General features: G+C 66.2%; 18 protein-coding genes. 8 read left to right on the top strand and 10 right to left on the bottom strand.

The annotated features are described in order from the left end of the window. Positions 1–76: 76 nt before the first annotated feature. The 6 genes from ACO055_RS08895 to ACO055_RS08870 all read right to left on the bottom strand — a co-directional run bounded on the left by ACO055_RS08895 (position 77) and on the right by ACO055_RS08870 (position 7,325). Positions 77–1,669 (bottom strand): ABC-F family ATP-binding cassette domain-containing protein, encoded by a 1,593-nt coding sequence (locus ACO055_RS08895; protein WP_422062229.1) that lies wholly within the window; start codon positions 1,667–1,669, stop codon positions 77–79. A 123-nt stretch (positions 1,670–1,792) separates the two neighbouring features. Beyond that, on the bottom strand, positions 1,793–2,458 hold the full coding sequence (locus ACO055_RS08890) for a helix-turn-helix domain-containing protein (RefSeq protein ID WP_422062228.1): 666 nt from the start codon (positions 2,456–2,458) through the stop codon (positions 1,793–1,795). A 122-nt stretch (positions 2,459–2,580) separates the two neighbouring features. Next, on the bottom strand, positions 2,581–3,552 hold the full coding sequence (locus ACO055_RS08885) for a magnesium and cobalt transport protein CorA (protein ID WP_422062227.1): 972 nt from the start codon (positions 3,550–3,552) through the stop codon (positions 2,581–2,583). Positions 3,553–3,578: 26 nt separating this feature from the next. Then, on the bottom strand, positions 3,579–4,436 hold the full coding sequence (locus tag ACO055_RS08880; protein ID WP_422062226.1) for a DUF3667 domain-containing protein: 858 nt from the start codon (positions 4,434–4,436) through the stop codon (positions 3,579–3,581). A 62-nt stretch (positions 4,437–4,498) separates the two neighbouring features. Beyond that, positions 4,499–4,960 (bottom strand): GNAT family N-acetyltransferase, encoded by a 462-nt coding sequence (locus ACO055_RS08875; RefSeq protein WP_422062225.1) that lies wholly within the window; start codon positions 4,958–4,960, stop codon positions 4,499–4,501. Positions 4,961–4,982: 22 nt separating this feature from the next. Beyond that, positions 4,983–7,325: a GH92 family glycosyl hydrolase gene (locus tag ACO055_RS08870; protein WP_422062224.1), complete on the bottom strand. Its 2,343-nt coding sequence runs from the start codon at positions 7,323–7,325 to the stop codon at positions 4,983–4,985. A 246-nt stretch (positions 7,326–7,571) separates the two neighbouring features. On the opposite strand from ACO055_RS08870, the gene ACO055_RS08865 reads away from it, so the two are divergent. From ACO055_RS08865 to ACO055_RS08845, 5 genes are all read left to right on the top strand, one after another. Then, positions 7,572–7,949 carry a BlaI/MecI/CopY family transcriptional regulator gene (locus ACO055_RS08865; RefSeq protein WP_422062223.1) on the top strand — a complete coding sequence of 126 codons (378 nt, stop codon included), beginning with the start codon at positions 7,572–7,574 and terminating at the stop codon, positions 7,947–7,949. Next, positions 7,946–9,661: a M56 family metallopeptidase gene (locus ACO055_RS08860; RefSeq protein WP_422062222.1), complete on the top strand. Its 1,716-nt coding sequence runs from the start codon at positions 7,946–7,948 to the stop codon at positions 9,659–9,661. The genes ACO055_RS08865 and ACO055_RS08860 overlap by 4 nt, the downstream gene beginning before the upstream one ends. Before the next feature lie 112 nt (positions 9,662–9,773). Further along, complete coding sequence (locus tag ACO055_RS08855) at positions 9,774–10,511, top strand: hypothetical protein (RefSeq protein WP_422062221.1); 738 nt, start codon at positions 9,774–9,776, stop codon at positions 10,509–10,511. After that, entirely contained in the window at positions 10,508–12,607 is a 2,100-nt protein-coding gene (locus ACO055_RS08850; protein ID WP_422062220.1) for a TonB-dependent receptor plug domain-containing protein, read from the top strand. Before ACO055_RS08855 ends, ACO055_RS08850 begins: the two co-directional genes overlap by 4 nt. An 18-nt stretch (positions 12,608–12,625) precedes the next feature. Beyond that, entirely contained in the window at positions 12,626–13,009 is a 384-nt protein-coding gene (locus ACO055_RS08845) for a reverse transcriptase-like protein (RefSeq protein ID WP_422062219.1), read from the top strand. 9 nt (positions 13,010–13,018) lie between these two features. On the opposite strand, the gene ACO055_RS08840 is transcribed toward ACO055_RS08845, so the two are convergent. Continuing rightward, complete coding sequence (locus ACO055_RS08840; protein WP_422062218.1) at positions 13,019–14,044, bottom strand: adenosine deaminase; 1,026 nt, start codon at positions 14,042–14,044, stop codon at positions 13,019–13,021. After that, entirely contained in the window at positions 14,037–14,612 is a 576-nt protein-coding gene (locus ACO055_RS08835; protein WP_422062217.1) for a phosphoribosyltransferase, read from the bottom strand. Before ACO055_RS08835 ends, ACO055_RS08840 begins: the two co-directional genes overlap by 8 nt. A gap of 86 nt (positions 14,613–14,698) precedes the next feature. Between ACO055_RS08835 and ACO055_RS08830 the strand changes: the two genes are divergently transcribed. Continuing rightward, on the top strand, positions 14,699–15,136 hold the full coding sequence (locus ACO055_RS08830) for a DUF983 domain-containing protein (protein ID WP_422062216.1): 438 nt from the start codon (positions 14,699–14,701) through the stop codon (positions 15,134–15,136). Next, complete coding sequence (locus tag ACO055_RS08825) at positions 15,129–16,475, top strand: PLP-dependent aminotransferase family protein (protein ID WP_422062215.1); 1,347 nt, start codon at positions 15,129–15,131, stop codon at positions 16,473–16,475. Before ACO055_RS08830 ends, ACO055_RS08825 begins: the two co-directional genes overlap by 8 nt. Here ACO055_RS08825 and ACO055_RS08820 read toward each other — a convergent pair whose 3' ends face one another. Beyond that, complete coding sequence (locus ACO055_RS08820) at positions 16,476–18,131, bottom strand: M28 family metallopeptidase (RefSeq protein ID WP_422062214.1); 1,656 nt, start codon at positions 18,129–18,131, stop codon at positions 16,476–16,478. A 132-nt stretch (positions 18,132–18,263) separates the two neighbouring features. Between ACO055_RS08820 and pip the strand changes: the two genes are divergently transcribed. Next, entirely contained in the window at positions 18,264–19,355 is a 1,092-nt protein-coding gene (pip, locus tag ACO055_RS08815; RefSeq protein ID WP_422062213.1) for a prolyl aminopeptidase, read from the top strand. Between the two features lie 65 nt (positions 19,356–19,420). Here the strand turns inward: pip and ACO055_RS08810 are convergent, their stop codons facing one another. Beyond that, the gene (locus ACO055_RS08810) at positions 19,421–19,816 is read right to left on the bottom strand and encodes an Ohr family peroxiredoxin (RefSeq protein ID WP_422062212.1); all 396 of its coding nucleotides are present in this window, start codon (positions 19,814–19,816) and stop codon (positions 19,421–19,423) included. Between the last annotated feature and the right edge of the window lie 378 nt (positions 19,817–20,194).

Here is a 20,194-nt window from a genome sequence, read left to right as displayed (position 1 = left end):
ATGTTGAATTTGGCTGGTTAAAAGAAGGTTAGCGAGGACACGGAAAGATGAGCGCCGGTTCGAAAATTGCCCGGACCTAGTCCAGCGCGATGCGGACCAATTCGACAGTCTTCGTGATCCCGATCGCTTCGAGAAACGCCGGGTCGTGGCTGACCACGAGCAGCGCCCCGTCATAGGCGGCGAGGCCGGTCTCGACGGCGGCCAGGGAATCGAGGTCGAGGTGATTTCCGGGTTCGTCGAGGATCAGCAATTGCGGCGGCTGCGGCGCGCCGAGGATGCACGCGAGTCCCGCTCGCAGCATCTGGCCGCCGCTGAGCGTGCCGACGATGTGGTCGGCCGCTCCGGCGCGGAAGCGGAAGCGCGCGAGCGCCGCGCGGCACTGATTGTTCGTCGTTCCGGGATTCAGCCGAATGAAGTTGTCGGCGATCGACAGCGCGGGATCGAGCAGCGCAACGCGCTGGTCGAACAGCGCGAGCGCGACCGGGGTGCGAACATGCCCCGACGAGGGGGTGAGCGTGCCGACGATCAACGCGAGCAGGGTCGATTTGCCCGACCCGTTCGGGCCTGTAATCGCGATGCGTTCGGGGCCGGTGACGGTCAGCGAAAGATCCTCGATGATCGGTCGTCCCGGTGCGTAGCCCGCGGTAACATGGTCCAGTTCGAGGACGGTTCGCGACGCGGGCAGGCCGGTCGAGGGCAGGCCGATCGAAAGGGGATCGACGATCTCGATCTGGCTTCGCGCCGCTTCGAGCGCGGCTTCGGCTTCGCCGCGCTGGCGATCGGCCAGACGCGTTGCCGAAGCCCGGGTTTCCTCGGCGCGGCGTTTCTGCGCGCCGATGACGATTTTCGGCATGTCGCCGCGCGCCGCCTTGCGGCGACCGCCGGAATCGCGGCGGTCCTGCTTCTCGGTGCTCGCCTGCGCCTGACGCCGGGCGTGATTGATGCGCCTTTCGGCGCTCGCAAGCTCGGATTCGGCAGCGGCCTGCTCGATGTCCTTGCGCGCACGATAGGCGCTCCAGCCGCCGGGGTGGGGGGTGGTGTTTTTTTGGGTCATTTCCACGATGACCTCCATTTCGTCGAGCAGCTCGCGATCGTGGCTGACGACGATCGCGCCGCCGCGCCAGTCGCGCAGAAGCGCGCGGACGGCCTTGCGGCCTTCGCGGTCAAGGTTGTTGGTCGGCTCGTCCAGGAGCAGGAAATCGGGCCGGGCGAACATGACCCCGGCCAGCGCGGCGCGCGTCCGCTGGCCGCCCGAGAGGCGCGCGAGCAGGGTGTCGGCGGGAAAAGACAGGCCGACGTTCGCCAGCGCTTCCGCGATCCGCGTTTCGAGCGTCCAGTCGGTCTCGCCGATATCGTCGACACGCGCGTCGCCAGCCTCGGCCTTGCGGAGCTGCGCGAGCCCGGCACGCGCGCCGAACAGGTCGGCGATCGCGTCGTCCGGGCCGACCTGGACGGTCTGGCGCAGCATGGCGATGCTGCCGTCGATAGCGATCGTTCCCGCCGCTGGCGTGAGTTCGCCGGTCAGCAAGCGCAGCAGCGTCGATTTGCCGACGCCGTTGCGACCGACGAGGCCGACGCGTTGGCGCTGGAGGCGGAGATCGAGTTCCGAAAAGATGGTGCGACCGTCGGGCGTGGACCAGCCGAGACGGGAGACAGTGATCGAGGACATGGGCAGACTTTCCTGAAAGCAAGGCTTGGGGCGATGCGGTCAGTTGCGGTCCATGATCCTGTATACTCCGGTGGTGATCGAGACGGCGCTTGTAGCGGAAAATCGGCCTTGGGGGAAGACGCGCTAAAGCTCTACGGTGATGTGGACCTTGTCGGGGGTCGTGCTCATCGCGCGCGCGATCAGGTCGCGGCTACGTTCGACAAGTTCCTGGATCCCCTCGGGCTCGGGCTCTTCGGTCAGTTCGGATTGCGCGACGCCAAGCAGTTCGGCAAGCGCATCGAGCCGCGCGTGCTTGGGCCGCGTGCGACCCTTTTCCCATCCCGAAATCGACGGCGCGCTGACGCCCAAATGCGCCGCGATGTCCATCTGGCTCAGGCCTTTGCGGATCCGCAGCCGCTGAAGCCGGGCCCCAAAATGGTCGGTCGACGCGTTGTCGTTGGTGTCCAGATTGAGATGCCCGCCAACCGCGCTTTGCAGTTGCGCGGCGCTGAGCGTTGCGGCCGAAACGGGGGTGTCGAATTGACAGCCGAGCACCGAGCCGCTGGTCCAGACGATACGCGCCCGAACCATGCCGGCGTGCGGGAGGTCGAGCTGGATGCTGTCGCCCGCCGCCAGATCGGCCTCGCATTCGACGAGAACCCCGGTTTCGGAGATGTTGAAAATCTGGATTTCGAGCGTCGCGCCAGAGTTCTGGCGTCCCTGGACAAAGAGCGGAAGGCTGCGACGGGTGTGGCGGCGTTTGCTGCTCGCGGCTTGATCATGAGATAATGGGTTGGCCATGGTAGCCATATGTCATCCGGTTTCGGTTAAAAGTCTGTTAGCAGGAATGCGAACGATCCCATTTGGGGACGCATCGCCGTTTGCGCCAGAGGCGTGACCCCGCATCGCCCGGCAATTGCGGTCAGCCGCGCTCAGAGCCAGCCGATATGCTTGAATCGCCAGAAGACGAGCCCCGAGCCGCCGAAGATCAGCGCCAGCGCGAAGGGATAACCGAGCGTCCAGTCGAGTTCGGGCATGAATTCGAAATTCATGCCGTAAATGCCCGCGATCGCAGTCGGAACCGCAAGGATCGCGGCCCAGGCGGCGAGCTGGCGCGTGATCACGCCCTGACGCTGTTGTTCGAGAAGGGAATTCGTGTCCACCACCGACGCCGCGACCTCACGAAGGCCCTGAAGCCGGAACTCGGCGCGTTGCACATGGTCCCAGATATCGCGAAAATAGGGGCGTACCGCATCGTCGATCCACGGCAAATCGTCGGTTGTGACGAGCCGGTTCGCGACATCCTTCATCAGCCCGACGATGCGCTGGAAACGGATGATCTCGTGCCGCTGGCCATAGAGGTGGCGGATTTCGCCTGCGTCGAGCGGGGTGTCCATCACGCGCTCTTCGACCAGCAGCAGCCGGTCCTCGATCGCATCGATGACCGGGAAATAGCCGTCGACGATGAAATCGAGGATGGCGTAGAGAACATAGTCTGGCCCGTGCGCGAGCTTGTGGGGCAGGCTTTCGAGGCGGGCGCGCACGTCGGTATGCGCGCGCGCCGAACCGTGGCGAACGGTGACGGCGAAATGGCGGCCGAGAAAGATCGCGGTCTCGCCCGACTGAATCGTGTCGCCCTCCAGATTGCCCGTCGCGGCGATGACGAAAAGCTGGTCGGCATAGACTTCGACCTTGGGCAATTGCGTCGGCTTCAGCGCATCCTCGACCGCGAGGGGATGAAGCCCGAAGCGTTGGGCGATGCCGGCGAGTTCTTCCTTGGTCGGCTCGTAAAGGCCGAGCCAGAAGAAATCATCGTCCTCGCAATCCTCCGGGATGACGTCGTTGGGCCCGAGATCGCGGACGAGCTTGCCCTGATGATAGTGGCGGGCGGCCATGATCGGCATTGGCAGAACAATCCTCTGGAAACGGTTCAGCTCGTATAGAGCGTGACGAGGAAGATTGTGAAGCGATAGCCGAGAACAAGGGTCGCAAGGACGATCGCGAGCAGGAGCGAGGCCGCGACGCGCGGCACCGGACGCAGATTATAGACCGTGCCGAGCATCAGATAGAGGTAGATTGCGCACGCGCCGAGATTGAACAGCGACAGCGCCGTGTCGATCGCCGGACTCTCGAGGCCGCGCCCGCCCGCGAGCAGATCGATCTCGACCACCGCCAGCGACAGGCAGAAGAGCAGCAGCACGAAGACATAGAGATGAAGCGAGAACACCATGTGGAAGCCGATCGGCCGGTGCCGCGCATGGAAGAGGATTGCGAGCAAAGGCGTGAAGGCGAGCGCCATCAGGATGATCAGCGCCTTCGCGTTGAGCTTGACCGCCTGATCGAACAGCGGCGCATAGGCGGCCAGCGTCCGGTGGCTCGCCGCCAGCTTTTGCGCCACCAGTTCGTTGGCGAGCGGGCTCCAGTCCTGATGATGGAGGTGCGAGGCAAGCGGCGACGAGAAGATGTTCGTGTGCGTGAGCGTCTGCATTCCGAAAAACAGCAGGTTGGCGATCAAAAACAGCTGTAGCGGGCCGAGATAAGCGCGGCGCTCGCCCCGGATATAGGCGAGCGTCAATGCACCCGGCCGGGTCAGAAGCGATTGGAAGCTGCGGAGCAGCTTGCCGTCGATATTCGTGAAGGCCTTGAGGATCTGGGTCGTGATGTCGCGCGAGCTGAGGTCGCGCGGGCGGAGCGGCTCTTCACCGCATTTCGAGCAAAAGGGCGTCGTCCGCGCGGTTCCGCATGCCGGGCAGGTCCAGCGCTTCGTTTTGGCGGGCGTCTCGGCCATGAATGCGGGCGTAACGCAGATCGCGGGACTTGGCTATCTGCGCTCGCCGGAGGCGATGCGGGTCAGACCGCCATGCGATAGACGATAAAACCCGAGCGTTCGGCGAGCTTGTCGTAGAGGCTGCGCGCGGTGCCGTTGGTCTCGTGCGTTTGCCAATAGACGCGCGCCGAACCGGCGCTGCGCGCTTCGGCCGCGACGGCCGCGAGGAGTTTGCCGCCCACGCCGCGGCCGCGCGCGGCTTTGGAGGTGAACAGGTCCTGGAGGTAGCAGCTGTCGGCGATCGCGGTCGTGCTGCGATGAAAGAGGAAATGCGCCAGGCCGATCAGTTCGCCGCCCGCTTCGGCGACGAGCGCGTGTACCGGCTGGCGCGGGTCGTGAAAGCGCGCCCAGGTTTCGACCGTGATGTCGAGCGGCAGTGCGGTGTCGCCGCTGCGCCCGTAAAATTCATTATAGCCGTCCCACAGCGGCAACCAGCGGTCGAAGTCGCCGGTGACCGGAGCGCGGAGAAGCAGATCGTCGGTCATGAATCATCCCTTGGTGGAGCCGTCAGCGCGCGACGGTCGATAGCGAATAGGGGCGGGCGCTGGCGGACTGGCCCCATTGCCGGTTCGGTTGCGCCTGCATCGTGAAGCGCAGCGTGCCGCCGGCGCGAATTTCGGCATCGGCGATCCAGCTGCGCGTGAGAGGCCTGCCGTTCAGCTCGACCTTGCCGACGTAGCGGTTCGCATCCGAAAGGCCGGGTGCTTCGATCGTGAAGCGCTTGCCGTCGGGGAGCGTCAGCACCGCGCGGTCGACGAAGGGGCGGCCGATCACATATTGGTTCGAGCCGGGGGCGACGGGATAGAAGCCGAGGCCGGTGAAGACGAGCCATGCCGACATCTGGCCGAGGTCGTCGTTGCCCGACAGGCCGTCGGGCGTGGGCCTATATTGGCTCGCCACAATCTGCCCCAGCCGTTCCTGCGTCCGCCACGGCGCGCCGGCATAGGCATAGAGATAGGCGACGTGATGGCTCGGCTCGTTGCCATGGATATATTGGCCGATCAGCCCGGCGATGTCCTCGGCATGGCTGTAGTCGAGCTTTGAATTATCATAATCGAACATCGCGTCGAGCTTTGCGATCGCCTTTGCGTCGCCGCCAAGAAGGGCAAAGAGCGCGGCCTGATCGTGCGGGACGAACCAGCTATATTGCCACGCATTGCCCTCGGTATAATCGGATCCATAATTGATCGCGGTGGGGTCGAAGGGGGTGCGGAAGCTGCCATCGGCCTTGCGCGCGCGGAGCCAGCCGGTCTTCGCGTCGAAGCTGTTCCGCCAATAGCCCGCGCGTTTGGCGAAGCGCCCTGCGACGTCCTTGCGACCGAGCTTTTCCGCCAGGCGCGCGATCGCCCAGTCGTCATAGGCATATTCGACGGTCTTCGACGCTGCCTCGGGCTCGCGGTCGATGGGGACATAGCCGAGCGCCATATAGTCGCCGAGCCCGCCATAAGGGGCATATTCGGCGCTGGCGACCATCGAATCGAGGGCTTCGTTGGCGTCGAAATCGCCCACGCCCTTCATCGCGGCGTCGGCGATGACGGGAACGGCGTGATAGCCGATCATCGTCCATGTCTCGCGCCCCGCGAATTGCCAGACGGGCAGAATGCCGTGCGGGCTGTGCCGGCGGCTGGCGACGAGCGATTTGACGACATCGGTCGTGGTCGCCGCGGGTTGAACGAGCGTCAGCAGCGGATGCTCGGCGCGGAACGTGTCCCAGAGCGAAAAGCTCGACCGGAAGGTGAAATCCTTCGCGACATGGACCTGATCGTCGGGCCCGCGGTAGCGGCCGTCGACGTCGCTCCAGACGCTCGGCGCGAGCAGCGCATGATAGAGCGCGGTGTAGAGATTGGTGCGCATCGGTGCGGGGGCGTCGATCTGAAGCGCGCCGAGCGCCTTGCGCCACGCGCCCTCGGTGCGCGAGCGGACGGTGTCGAAGCCGGCACCCCCGGGCTCTTTTTCGGCGGCATCGAGATTGGCGACGGCGCCTGCCTCGTCGACGCCGGAGAGCGCGACGCGGATTTCGAGCGGGCCGCCGAGCGCGCCGAAATCGAGCTGTGCTTCGAGCGCCTTGCCGAGCTTTTCGGCGAGCGCGGCGCTGCCGCGGCCCGGACCCTGAAACCCTTTGTACGCAATCTTCTCGTCGCGATCGAGGAAGGCATGGCTTTTGAGCGGTGCCGAGAAGCGCATCGCGAAATAGAGTTTGCGCCCGGGCGCCCAGCCGCGCGTCTCGCGAAAACCGGTGAGTGTGCCGTCGGGGCGAAGGTGCAGCCCCGACCACAGGATCTTGCCCGGATAGTCATAGAGCGACGAGCGGAGGTCGAGGAGCAGATGCGCGTCCTGGCCCGCGGGAAAGGTGTAGCGGTGGATGCCGACGCGCGTCCCCGCGGTGAGTTCGGCACGGATGCCGCTGTCGGCGAGGGTGACGGCAAAATAGCCGGGGCTCGCTTTCTCGGTCGCATGGTCGAAACGCTGGCGATAGCCCGATCCGGGCTTGTTCGGATCGCCCGGGTCGAGCTGGACGTCACCGACCTGCGGCATGACGAGGATGTCGCCAAGGTCCGAGTGTCCGGCGCCCGAGAAATGGGTGTGGCTGAACCCCTGGATCGACGGGTCGTGGTGCGAATAGCCTGCGGCGTGCGCGTAGCAGTCGCGGATCTGGCACGTCGCGTCGGTGTCGGGCGACAGTTGCACCATGCCGAAGGGCGCCGTCGCGCCGGGGAAGGTGTGGCCTTCGGGCCCGGTGCCGATCATCGGGTCGACATAGCTCAGGATGTCGGCGCTCTCGGGCTCGGCGCTGGCGGGGATCGCGAGCGAGACGAGGATCAGGGCGGCGGCGAGGGACAGGCGTTTCATGGCCAACCTTGTGCCGCGAAGTGGGGCGGACGCCAATGGGAATATGGTGGCTGGTTTCGGGCGAACCAGGACGTCGCCCCCGCGAAGGCGGAGGCCGCTGTCGGTTTAGGGAACGTCCGCTCCCCCCAAACCGCCTTCGCCAAGGCCCTCCCGCGGCCCGACGTGTGTTATTCGAATAAAACCCCTTGCCAAGTATGCGCTACAAATGTAGCACGCTACAAATGTAGCGCATAAGGTGATTCGAAAATGCTGTCGAGCCTGCCCCCGCGAGAACGCGAAATTGTCGATATTCTGTACGAGCGCGGCGCCTCGACGGTGATCGAGATCGGCGAGTCGCTTCCCGACGAGCTGTCGGGATCGGCGATCCGCGCGATGCTGAAACGGCTCGAGGCGAAAGGCTTTGTGGTGCGCGAACAGTCGGAGCGCGGCTTCGTCTATGCGCCGAGCGTGTCGGACAAGGCGGCGCGCAAGTCGGCGCTGTCGCAGGTCGTGCGCGTTTTCTTCAACGGATCGGCGACGAGCGCCGCCGCTGCGCTGCTCGGCATGCAGGACGAGATGAGCGGCGACGAGCTCGACGAACTGGAAAAAATGATCGCGAAAGCTCGCGACGGGAGGATGCCATGATCACGACCGCCATGTTGCTGGGCCTTGCCTGGAAATCCTTGATCGTCGCGGCGCTGACGCTGGCGCTGCTGCGCGTCGCGCGGTCGCGCTCGGCGGGCGAGCGATCGATGATCGCGCACGCCGGGCTGATGGCGCTGCTCGCCTTGCCCGCCGCGATGCTGTTTTTGCCCAAATGGGCGCCGCTGCCCGAAAGCTGGCTCGCCAAGGCTGCGCCGGCGGCGCGCGCGGCCGGGCAAATTGCGACAACAGGGGGATCGGTGGTCGATCCGGCTCCCGCCACGGCGTCAGTCCCTGCCGTGGCGGATCTGGCCGGATCGGCTCCGTCGATGCTGTCGTCGGCGGGCGACCTTGCCCCCTTTCTCTATGTCGTTCCGCTGGCGTTGCTGTGCGGAGTGATGGGGCTCGCGGTGGTCCGGCTGTTCGCGATGCGCGGCCGCGCCGAAATCCTGGTCGAAGGGTCGTGGCTGTCGGCGCTGGCCGAGGCGCAACGGCGGATGGGCTTCAAGCATGGCACCGCGCTGCTGGTCAGCAACGAGCTGCGCTCGCCGATCAGCTGGGGCGTGTTGCGCCCGACGATCGTCCTCAGCCCCAAGGCCGTCGATGCCGTCGGCGAGGCCGAAGCGATCATCGCGCACGAGCTGGCGCATGTCGCGCGGCTCGACTGGGCCAAGCTGCTCGGCGCGCGGATCGCCTGCGCGGTCTTCTGGTTCAACCCGCTGGTGTGGATGCTCGCGCGCGAAAGCCATCAATTGCGCGAGGAAGCCGCGGACGATGCGGTGCTGATGGCCGACATCGACGGCCCTGATTACGCAACGCTGCTGGTCGGCGCGGCGCGGCATGACAATCAGGGCGCGCTGCTCGCGGCGCATGGCGTCGCACCGGGGAAGGGCAGCCTGAAACGGCGCATCACCCGCGTTCTCGACGGCAGCCTGAAGCGCGGGCCGGCGAGCGCGAGCTGGATGCTGATGAGCCTGGTGCTGCTCGCGGGGATCACCGCGCCGCTCGCCGCCTTCTCGGCGACCGCGGACAGGACGACGGCCGAGGGCGCCCGCGCGGTCGCGGTCGCCTCGCGCGAATCGGCGATCGTCGCGGCCAAGGCCGCGGTGGCGGATCAGGACGTGGCCGAGAAGGATGCCAGGGCGGCCGCCGCCTCGCGTCCGCTGAGCGCCGACGAACTGGTCGGCATGCGCGCGGTCGGCGTCACGCCCGACTATGTCGAGAAGATGCGCGAGCATGGCGGATCGATGGACCCCGACGACATCATCGCCGCGAAGGCGACCGGAGTCGATCCCGCCTATATCGGGCGCATGCGATCGGTCGTTCCCGACGCCGATCTGGGCGACCTGGTCGGCGCCAAGCAGATGGGGATCGACGTCGCCTTTGCCCGCGACATGAAAGAGCATTTCCCTGGCGTCGAGATCGGCGACCTGATCGCGCTGAAGGCGATGGGGGTCGATTGCGACTTCGTCACCGACATGCGCAAGGCCGGCGTGCGGATGCGCGACCCCGACGATGCGATCGAGCTGCGCGCGACCGGTGCTTATCCGCCTGGCAAGAAGCCGGGCAGGACCGTGGTGTCGAAGGATGGCGCGACCGTCCGCTTCGGCCCCGGCCCGGTGATCGAAGCGCGCAGCGCCGACGGCCGCGTCGCGCGGATCGAAGCCCCCGAAGCGCCCATCCCCGCAAGACCGCCGGCACCGCCCGGCACCTGACGCCTGGACATTCGTCCAACCGCGTCACCCGTTGATCGAACCCCTGTTTTGAAATGCCGCTGCGGCGGCGAGCGATGACGCTCGCCTGGCGCACGGAGGGAGGAGTGCACCCATGAAAGCCACCTGTCTTGCCGCCGGCGCCGCCTTGCTGTCGGTGCTCGCCTGCTCGGTCCCGAGCACCGCCGCCGACCCGCTGGTGCTGAGCGACATCGCCTGGAAGGCGACGCCCGCCGAGGGCAAAGCCAAGCCGCAGCTGCGCGTCAGCCGCAAGAGGTCGAACAGCGACGTCGATATCGACGGCTCGCGCCCCGAACTCGCGGCGACCGAAGCGCTGCTGAAGAGCGCGGCAGGGCCGGTGTCCTTTTCCATCGTCCATGAATCGGGAACGCTCGCATGCTCGGGGACGCTGAAGGGCGCATTCGACGGAGCGGGTAGCTGTCGGTTCACCGCCGATCCGGCGTTCGAGCGCGACCTGGCGTCGCGCGGGCTGGCCCCCGACGACCGCGACGACCTGCTCGCGATGTTGCTCGTCGATGCGACGATCGCGCTGGCCGACGGGCTGACCGCCGAGGGCGTCAAGCCCAAGGACCATGGCGATCTGATCGCCGCCGCGGCGCTCGAGGTCACGCCGGCCTATGTCCGCGACCTGAAGTCGGAGGCGATGGCGCTCACCGACATCGAGGATGCGATCGCGTGCAAGGCGCTCGGCGTCGATGGCGCCTATGTCCGCGGCCTCGCCGCGGCGGGGTATCGCAAGCTGAGCGCCGACGATGTCGTCGGGATGAAAGCGATGGGCGTATCGCCCGAATATGCGCAGGCGATCAATCGCGCGCGGGGGAGTGGTCAGTGAAATTTGTCGTCAGCCTTGCCGCGGTCGCTGCCGCGCTTGCCGCCCTGCCCGCAGCGGCGCAGGATGCGGCGGCGCCGACCGGCGACACCCCGCCGCCCGCGCCAGTCGCGGTTCCTGCGACCGCCAACAGCGCGGGACGGCAGGTTTTCACCCCCGCCGACTTCGCCCGCTATGCGCCGAAGAATGCCTTTGACATGCTGACGCAGGTTCCGGGGTTCGCGATCCGCGACAACGAGAATCTGCGCGGGCTGGGGCAGGCGACGGGCAATGTGTTGTTCAACGGCGAGCGGCCGTCGAACAAGGGTGACGATATGTACACGCAGCTGTCGCGCATTCCGGCCGAGAATGTCGAACGGATCGAGATCGTCGACGGATCGACGCTCGATATTCCCGGCCTGTCGGGGCAGGTCGCGAACATCATCTATCGCGCCGACAATTTCTCCGGGCAGTTTTCGTGGAAGCCGCAGTTCCGCGCGCACTACACCGATCCTCTGTTCACGCGCGGCGACGTGTCGGTGCGCGGACGCAGCGGTCAGATCGAATATGAGGCCGCGCTGAGCAACGATGATTCGGCGCGCAGCGGCGCAGGCGGGCCGACGCTCATCTATGACGGCGCGGGCAATATCATCGAGCGCCGCCGCGATATCTGGAACACGCATTACGACACGCCGAAGCTGTCGGGGCGGATCACCTGGGACCCGCCCGGCGACACCGTCGCCAATCTGGGCGGCCAGTATCAGCGCAAGTTTGACCGTTATTACGAGGATGGGGTGCGGAAGAGCCCCGGCACCCCCGACCGCATCCGCACCGTGTACGAAAATGCCGACAGCTGGAATTACGAGGTTTCGGGGGACTATCAATTCGGCGCCGGTCCCGGAAAGCTGAAGCTGATCGGGTTGCGGCGATTCAGCCACGAGCCGTACCGGCAGGAAATCATCACCACCCCCGCGGGCGGGACCGCGACCGGCGACCGCTTCGCGCAGACCGGCGACCTGGGCGAGACGATCGCGCGCGGCGAATATCAGTGGAAGATGTTCGGCGGCGACTGGCAGCTGTCGGGCGAAGCGGCGTTCAACACACTCGACAATGTCGCGTCGATCGCGGTGCTCGATCCGTCGGGCGTCTTTGTCGACCAGCCGTTCGACGGCGGCACCGGCGGCGTGAGCGAAGACCGGTATGAGGGATTGCTGAGCTTTGGGCGCAAGCTCACCGACAAGCTGAATTTCCAGATCATCGCGGGCGCCGAACATTCGACGATAACCCAGACCGGGATCAACGGGCTGACGCGGACCTTTTTCCGGCCGAAGGGATCGATCTCGCTCGCCTGGACCCCGTCGGCCAATTTCGACGTTTCGGTGAAGCTGCGGCGGCGTGTGCTGCAGTTGAGCTTTTACGACTTTCTTGCGCGCGCCTTCCTCAACGACGGCAACCAGAACGAGAGCAACAACGACCTTCGTCCGCAGCAGGACTGGACCTATGAAGCCGAGATCAACAAGAAGTTCGGCGCGTGGGGATCGACGAAGATCATGCTGATCTATCGCGACGTCGAAGACCGGGTCGATGTGATCCCGGTCGGCGCCAACGGTGAAGCGGTTGGCAATATCGACAAGGCCAAGGCCGGCGCGATCGACTGGACGTCGACGATCAACCTCGACCCCGCGGGGATCAAGGGGATGAAGATCGACACGCGCGTCCTGTTTCAGAAATCGTCGCTGCGCGATCCGTTCACGGGCGAGAAGCGCCAGTGGAGCGGCTTTACCGATACGGTGATCGAGTTCGGGCTCCGCTATGACATCCCGGCGAGCGACTGGGCGTGGGGCGTGTCGGGCAATTACGGCCATTATCAGCCGAATTATCGCCGCAGCCAGAGCGACAAGGTGTGGGAAGGTCCGATCTTCGCCGACGCCTTCATCGAGAACAAGGATGTGTTCGGCCTGACCGTCCGCGCGACGCTCGCGAACTTCCTCAACGCACGATCGAAGCGTGACCGCACGGTCTATACCGACATACGCGGCGAGAGCCCGATCGCGTTCGTCGAAAAGCGCAACCGGCTGATCGGGCCGATCTTTGCATTATCGGTGCGCGGGAAGTTCTGATTGGTTTATGGCGGGTCGATGACCGCCCGCCGGACCAAAATCTATTTCGACGGCGGATGCCGGCCCAATCCGGGCGCGATGGAGATTGCCGTCGTGATGCGCGGCGAGGCTTTCGTCGAGCGCGAGATCGGGACGGGTAGCAGCCTCGACGCCGAATGGTTGGCGCTGATCGCGGCATTGCGGCTGGCGCGCGAGCGCGGGATCGACGATGCCGTGCTGCTCGGCGATTCAGCCTCGGTGGTGGCGCAGGCGACCGGAAAGGTGGCTGCGCGCGGCGCGGCGGCGCGCCATCTGGCGGCCTTTCGCAACCTGGCGGGCAGCGGACCGGCGCCGCGCGTCCGGCATATCGGGCGCGCGCAGAACCTGGCCGGGATCGCGCTGGCGAAGTTGCATCCGCGCTAGGCGGCGCGCTCAGGCATAGGAGTCGATCGCTGCGAGATGCCGGGCCTTGTCGGCCTCGCCCAGGAACGAACCGGTGAAGCTGTTGCGCGCGAGGGTCAGCAAGTCGGCTTTCGACAGGTCGAGCGCATCGGCGACGGCGCGGTAGTTGGCATTCACATAGCCGCCGAAATAGCTGGGATCGTCGCTGTTCACCGTGGCGTGCAGGCCGGCGTCAAGCATCGTCTTCAGCGGATGGTCGGCCATGTCGTCAACGACGCAAAGCTTGAGGTTCGACAGCGGGCAGACGGTGAGCGTCATGCCTTCGTTCGCGAGGCGCGCGACGAGCGCGCCGTCTTCGAGGCTGCGATTGCCATGGTCGATGCGGTCGACCTTCAGGAGGTCGAGCGCTTCGTGGACATAGGCGGGCGGGCCCTCTTCGCCGGCATGGGCGACGATCTTGAGGCCAAGGCCGCTGGCGCGCGCAAAGACGCGGGCGAATTTCGATGGCGGATGGCCGACTTCGGAGGAATCGAGACCGACGCCGTCGATGCGGTCGAGGAAAGGAAGCGCTTCGTCGAGCGTCGCTTCGGCGTCGGCTTCGCTGAGGTGGCGGAGGAAGCACATGATGAGTTTCGACGTGATGCCATAACGCGCCTGCGCGTCGTCGAGGGCGCGGGTGATGCCGGTGAGCGCGGTTCCGAAGGCGACGCCGCGTTCGGTGTGCCCCTGCGGATCGAAGAAGATCTCGACGTGGCGAACCGCATCGGCGTGGGCGCGTGCGAGATAGGCGGCGGTCAGGTCGTAGAAGTCCCGTTCGGTGTGGAGGACCCCCATCCCCTGATAATAAATGTCGAGGAAATCCTGGAGGTTTGAGAAAGCGTAGGCGGCGCGCACTTCCTCGACCGATCCGAACGGGATGGCGACGGCGTTGCGCTGGGCGAGTTCGAACATCAGCTCGGGTTCGAGCGACCCTTCGATATGCAAATGAAGCTCGGCCTTGGGCAGCGCGGCGATAAAGGCGGCCCGGTCTTCAGCCGATGTGAAGCCTTCACCCATGAGGCACCTCCTCCTCGCGCAGGATGATCGCCGCTTCGGGCTTGTGACGGCGGATTTCCTCGACGGTCAGGCCATCGATCTCGTGCGGGAAGATCAGCCACCGGTCGGTTTCGTGGACGAAATAATCGGGGCGGAGGTCGGTGACGTTGCGCCCCGGCTTGAACCAGACGGTCGCGATGCGGATGTCGCGCGGCATATTGTGCCGGCAGCGCGCCTTGAGCTCGGCGACGAAGGCGCGAATGCTGCGCCCGCTGTCGAACACATCGTCGATGATGAGCAGGCGATCTTCGGGGTCGAGCGTATCGATCAGATAGCCCAATGCGAAGACCTTAACCTCAGGATCCTGCCGGTCGATGCCATGATAGGAGGAGGTGCGGATCGCGATATGGTCGCAGTGGTGGCCATGGTAGTCGAGCAGTTCCTGCACCGCGATGCCGACCGGGGCGCCGCCGCGCCAGATGCCGACGAGGTGCGTCGGCTTGAAGCCGCTGTCGACGATCTGCATGCCCAGCCGCAGCGAGTCGGCGAGCAGGTCGTTCGCGCTGATGAAGATTTTATCGTCGCTCATGCCCCCGGATTAGTGGGCCTCTAGACATTTGTCATGTCCGACATTATGTATGGCATTGTGTATGGATATAGGCAGGATGTGAGTCGATGACGGGCGAGCTGGAAGGCCGCGACAAATGGCGGTGGATTTACAAGGCGGGGCTGCATGGCCTCTGTCCGCGCTGCGGCGAAGGCAAGATGTTCCGGCGCTGGCTGAAGGTTCAGGATCGCTGCCCGCATTGTGCGCTCGATTATGATTTCGCCTCGCCCGACGACGGCCCGGCGTTCTTTTCGCTGTGCTTCATCGCTTTCCCGCTGCTGTTCCTGGTCGTGTGGTTCGAAGTCGCGATCAATCCGCCGTGGTGGATGCATCTGATCGTGTCGGCGCCGCTGATGCTGTTGCCGTGCCTCGTCGCGCTCCAGCCGATCAAGGGCTGGCTCGTCGCATCGCAATATGTGAACAAGGCGCAGGAAGCGGGCACGGGCGCGCTGTGGGCGCAGCTGAATGCACGCGCGAAAGGGGAGCCTGCCGACGCCGATGCCTGACAGCTGGGTTCCCGACCTCGACCGCGCACGCGGCGCCAAATATCTGGCGATCGCCGATGCCATCGCCGTCGCGGTCGAGACCGGTGCGCTGAGCAGCGGCGACCGGTTGCCGCCGCAGCGCGACCTTGCGGCGCGGCTGGGGATCGACCTCACCACCGTCACCAAGGCCTATGAGCAGGCGCGGACGCGCGGGCTGATCGGCGCGCGCGGGCGGGCGGGGAGCTTTGTGCTGCCGCAGGATGCGATCGCCGCGGGGCCGCCGCCGCGCGACACCGGCATGAACATGCCGCCCGAGATCGAGGGCGGGACGCTGCTCGCGGCGTGGGAGCGCACGGCGAGCGCGCTGCTCCGCGCGCCGGGCGCGGGCGGGCGGTTGCACTATACGCCGGCGGGCGGGCGCGAGGCCGACCGTGCGGCGGGCGCCGAGATTTTCGGCCGGATCGGGCTGGCGAGCGCGGCCGATCAGATTGTGGTCACTGCCGGCGCGCAAAATGCGCTGCACGCGATCGTGAGCGCGACTTTGCAGCGCGGCGATGTCGTGGCGTGCGGGACGCATATCTATCCGGGGTTTCTGGCGATCGCGCGCAAGGCGGGACTGCGGCTCGCGCCGCTGGAGCGGATCGAGGCAGGCGCGCTGGACGCGCTGTGCCGCACGACGCGCGTGGCGGCGCTTTATGTGGTGCCGACGAACGACAATCCGACCTGCGACACGATCGAGACGGCCGAGCGCGCGGCGCTGGCCGACGTGGCACGGCGCCATGGCGTGCGGCTGATCGAGGATGATGCCTATGGCCAGCTCGCCGAGACAGCGCTCGCGCCGCTGTCGAGCTTCGCGCCCGAGCTGGGCTGGTATGTCGCCGCCACGTCGAAGACGATCTCGCCCGCGCTGCGCGTCGCGCATGTTCGTGCGCCGTCGCTGCGCGATGCATTGGCGCTCGCGAGCGAGGCGCATGCGACCGACGTGATGGCGCCGCCGCTCAACGCCGCGCTGGTGACGCGCTGGCTGGAGGATGGCAGCTATGACCGGCTGATCGGCGAGACGCGCGCCGAGGCTGTGGCGCGGCAGGCGATCGCGGCAGAGATATTGCCCGCAGGCAGCTATGCCGCGCATCCGTGCGGTTATCATCTGTGGGTGCCGCTGCCGGCCGCGGCCGATCAGGCGCGGATCGCGGGCGTGCTGCGCGGCGAGGGGATGACGGCGATCACCGCCGACAGCTTTGCGGCGGCCGATGCGGGCGCGGCGGCGCTGCGCGTGTCGCTGGGCGGCGCCATCGATCGGGCGGCGCTGCGAAGCGGATTGCGGGTTCTTGCTAAGCAGCTGACCCGCAATATCGCGTGACTATTTTCGCGCTGCGGCGCTCGTGTCGCGGATCGCCTTGAACTCGGAGCCGTCCTTCCAGCCGGGCCATCTGGCCGAGCGGGCGAGTTCGTCGCCGATCTGGTAGAACACCGAAATATCCTGCACCGCTCCGTCGAGATTCCAGCTGTCGTCCCAGGCGTCGCAGGCCTGATGGTAGCATTTGCCGGTATAGTCATCGACCCACTTCTGGCCCGCGACCTTGCCGCCGGCGACCAGGTCGGACGCGCCCGCGATGCCCATCATCAGCAGCACGGGGACGCCGCGCTTAGCCATGCTGAAATGATCGGCGCGATAGAAGAGGCCGCGTTCGGGGAGGCTTTCGACCGACACGCTGCGCCCCTGCTTTGCCGCAAGGCGCGCGAGATCGTCCTCGAGCGTGCCTTGCCCCTGGCCGACGAGGATGACGTCCTTTGCCTTGCCCGCGGTTTGCAGGATGTCGAGGCCAAGGTTGGCGACGGTCTTTTCGGGCGGATAGAGCGGGTTTTGCGCATAGGCTTCGGAGCCCAGAAGCCCGCGTTCCTCGGCGGTCCAGAACGCGAAGAGAAGCGTGCGGTCGGGCGCCCGCGCGGCCTTGAAGTTGCGGGCGATCTCGAACAATCCGGCGACGCCGAGCGCGTCGTCGTTGGCGCCCGCGCGATAGATGCGGCCCTGCTCGTCGGGCTTGCCTTCGCCATAGGCGTCCCAATGCGCGCCATACATCACGACTTCGTCGGGGCGCCGGGTGCCGGGGATTTTGGCGAGGACATTCTGGCTCTGCACCACTTCATGCTTCACCGGAATATCGGCTTCGAGCGTCACGCCCGACAGCGGGATCGGACGAAAGTCACTGCGGCGTGCGGCGATGCGGAGCTGGCTGAGGTCGAGGCCGATGTCGGCGAAGAGCTTGTCGGCGACATCGTGCGCGATCCAGCCCTGCAGCGCGAGGCTGGTGCGCTTTTCGGGCGGAACGACGAGGCCGTAATTCTCGCCGCCGCCGCTTTTGACGACGTTCCAGCCATAGCCGACGCCGTCGGTATCGTGGACGATCAGCGCGGCAACCGCGCCGCGGCGTGCCGCTTCCTCGAACTTGTAGGTCCAGCGGCCGTAATAGGTCATCGTCTTGCCGCCGAACTTGCCCGCGACGGGCTCGTCGGCGGCTGCCACGAAATCGGGATCGTTGATCAGGAAAACCGCGACCTTGCCCTTGAGGTCGGCGCCCTTGAAATCGTCCCACCCGCGCTCGGGCGCGGAGACGCCATAGCCGACGAAGACGAGCGGCGCGTTCGCGACCGTCGCGACGTCGTTCGGCTGAAGCGTCGAGACATAGATGTCGGTGCCCTGCGTCAGCACCTGATAATTGCTGTGGCTCTTGCGTTCGAATTGCAGCTTGGTCGGCGAGGCGAGCGCGGTGTGGAGCAGCGGGACGGGCTGGGTCCAGCCGCCGCCGGTGCCCGCCGGTTCGAGCCCGAGCGCCTGGAGCCGGCCGATCAGATAGCCGATCGTGCGCTCTTCACCCGTCGTGCCGGGCGCGCGGCCCTGAAACTGGTCCGACGCCATCGTGCGGACGGTTTCGGCGAGATGCGCCGCGCTGATATCCTGCGCGGCGGCGGGGGCGGCGAGGAAGAGGGCGGCGGTGGCGGCGAGGCGCAAGGTCATGGGGCTATCCTGTTCCCGCTCGGCACGAACGGATGAGAGTTGCATCTTGCCTAGCATGGCTGGCCGATTTGTGAACTGTCCCCCGATGCGTTAGCGCTGCGGATCAGCAAGATTTCCCGAGAGGATAGAGCCATGGATTTTTCGCGGCTGCAGGCATCGAGCAAGATCGGCGAGGATTGGGTCTATCCGCAGCCGCCGTGCCTGAACTTCGGCTGGCTCGAGGTCGACGTCGAGGCGCGGCACCGCATCTACTGGGAGGAATATGGCAACCCCGACGGCGAGCCGGTGATGTTCCTGCACGGCGGGCCGGGGGGCGCGTGTGCGCCCGCGATGGCGCGCTTCTTCGATCCCAAGCGCTATCGGGTGATCCTGTTCGACCAGCGCGGGTGCGGCAAGAGCGAACCCAATGTCGCCGCGGCGGGCCCGGCGGCGGCGCTCCGGAACAACACCACCGCCGACCTGATCGGCGACATCGAGGCGCTGCGCGACGATCTCGAGATCGCGGGGCCGATGCATGTGTTCGGCGGAAGTTGGGGGAGCACCTTGGCGATGGCCTATGCGATCGCGCACCCCGACCATTGCGCGAGCCTGATCCTGCGCGGCATCTTTCTGGGCGCGGCGGAGGACCTGCTCTATCTGTATCAGGGCAATGCCGCGACGTGGGACGCCGACCCCTATGCGCTGACCGCGCCGGGCGCCTATATCCATTATCCCGCCGAATGGGCCGAACTGCTGAGGGTCCTGGCCCCCGCCGACCGCGGCGATGTGATGGCATCGTACAAGGCGATCTTCGACATGGTGCCCGCGACCGCGGCGGAGAAGGCGTGGCAGTTGAACGCCGCGGTGGCTTGGTCTTTGTGGGAGGGGGTGATTTCGAACATGATCCCCGAGACCGCCGACACCGGCAAGTTCGGCGATGCCGACTTTGCGCTGTGTTTTGCGCAGATCGAGGCGCATTATTTCGCCAACGACCTGTTCATCGCGCCGGGCCATTTCTTCGAGAATATCGCCACGCTCGCGGCGATCCCGGTGCATATCGTCCACGGACGCTTTGACCAGGTGTGCCCGCTGACGCAGGCGTCGCGGCTGGTCGCGGCGCTCAGCGAAGCGGGCGCGCCGCCCGCGACCTATGTGGTGACCAACGCCGGGCACAGCGCGATGGAGCGCGACAATGCGCTGGCGCTGACGGCGATCATGGACGGGCTGCCGCCGCTGGCCGGATAGTCCGATCGGGCGGCGCGCGCTCCCCCGGGAGGGGAAAGGGCGCAGCGCGCCGCCCGGTCGAACCGTCAGACGAGGTTGAGTTCGATGTCGATGTTGCCCGCGACCGCCTTGGAATAGGGGCAGATGCTGTGCGCGACGTCGATGAGATCACGCGCGACGACGGGATCGACGCCGGGAAGCTGGACGTCGAGGCGCGCGCGCAGGACGAAGCCGCCATCCTTCATCACGACGTCGATCGTCGTGTCGGCTTCGGGGCTGGCGGGCAGCGGGATCTTTTTCTGCGACGCGGCAAGCTCGACGGCGCCGATGAAGCACGCCGACCAAGCCGCAGCGAAGAGATTTTCGGCAGCGGGGTGCGGCTGCGGCAGCTGGAGGTCGAGGATGCCGTTGGTGCTGCGCGCGTAGCCTTCGGCGCCGCCTTTGACGTGGGTGGTGCCGGTGAAGATGATCTTGTCAGCCATTGCGAATTCCTTTCGGGGGTTATGAATCGTATCCGTGTTGATCGGATGCGATGTAATTAAGCGAGTCGCGGCATCAAGTCAAGCGTAGCCGATTAGATCGGATGCGATATAAGTATAACCGGTTGGAATCGGGGCCCTATAAATTCGCATCGACAGGGCGGATCGGTCGTCAGGGCGCGATCCTGATGGCGTTTTGGGCGGACGGGGCGTCGGTTTGCGAGCGGTGGCCGGCGGGCCAGGCTTGGCTTTCGGGCGGCCGCGTTCGCAAGCTCGACCGGGCGATCTGCGGCTTTGCGGTCCGAACGAGGCCTGGGGGTCGAGCGACCGGTCACCGTCGTTCGCGGCGCCGGTAATGCCGACTGGCGCAGGCCAAGCGGA

The organism is Sphingopyxis sp. (assembly GCF_965227415.1).
Taxonomy (GTDB): domain Bacteria; phylum Pseudomonadota; class Alphaproteobacteria; order Sphingomonadales; family Sphingomonadaceae; genus Sphingopyxis.
The sequence above is the reverse complement of the archived record's forward strand: the minus strand, read 5'-3'. Positions and strand labels throughout refer to the sequence as shown.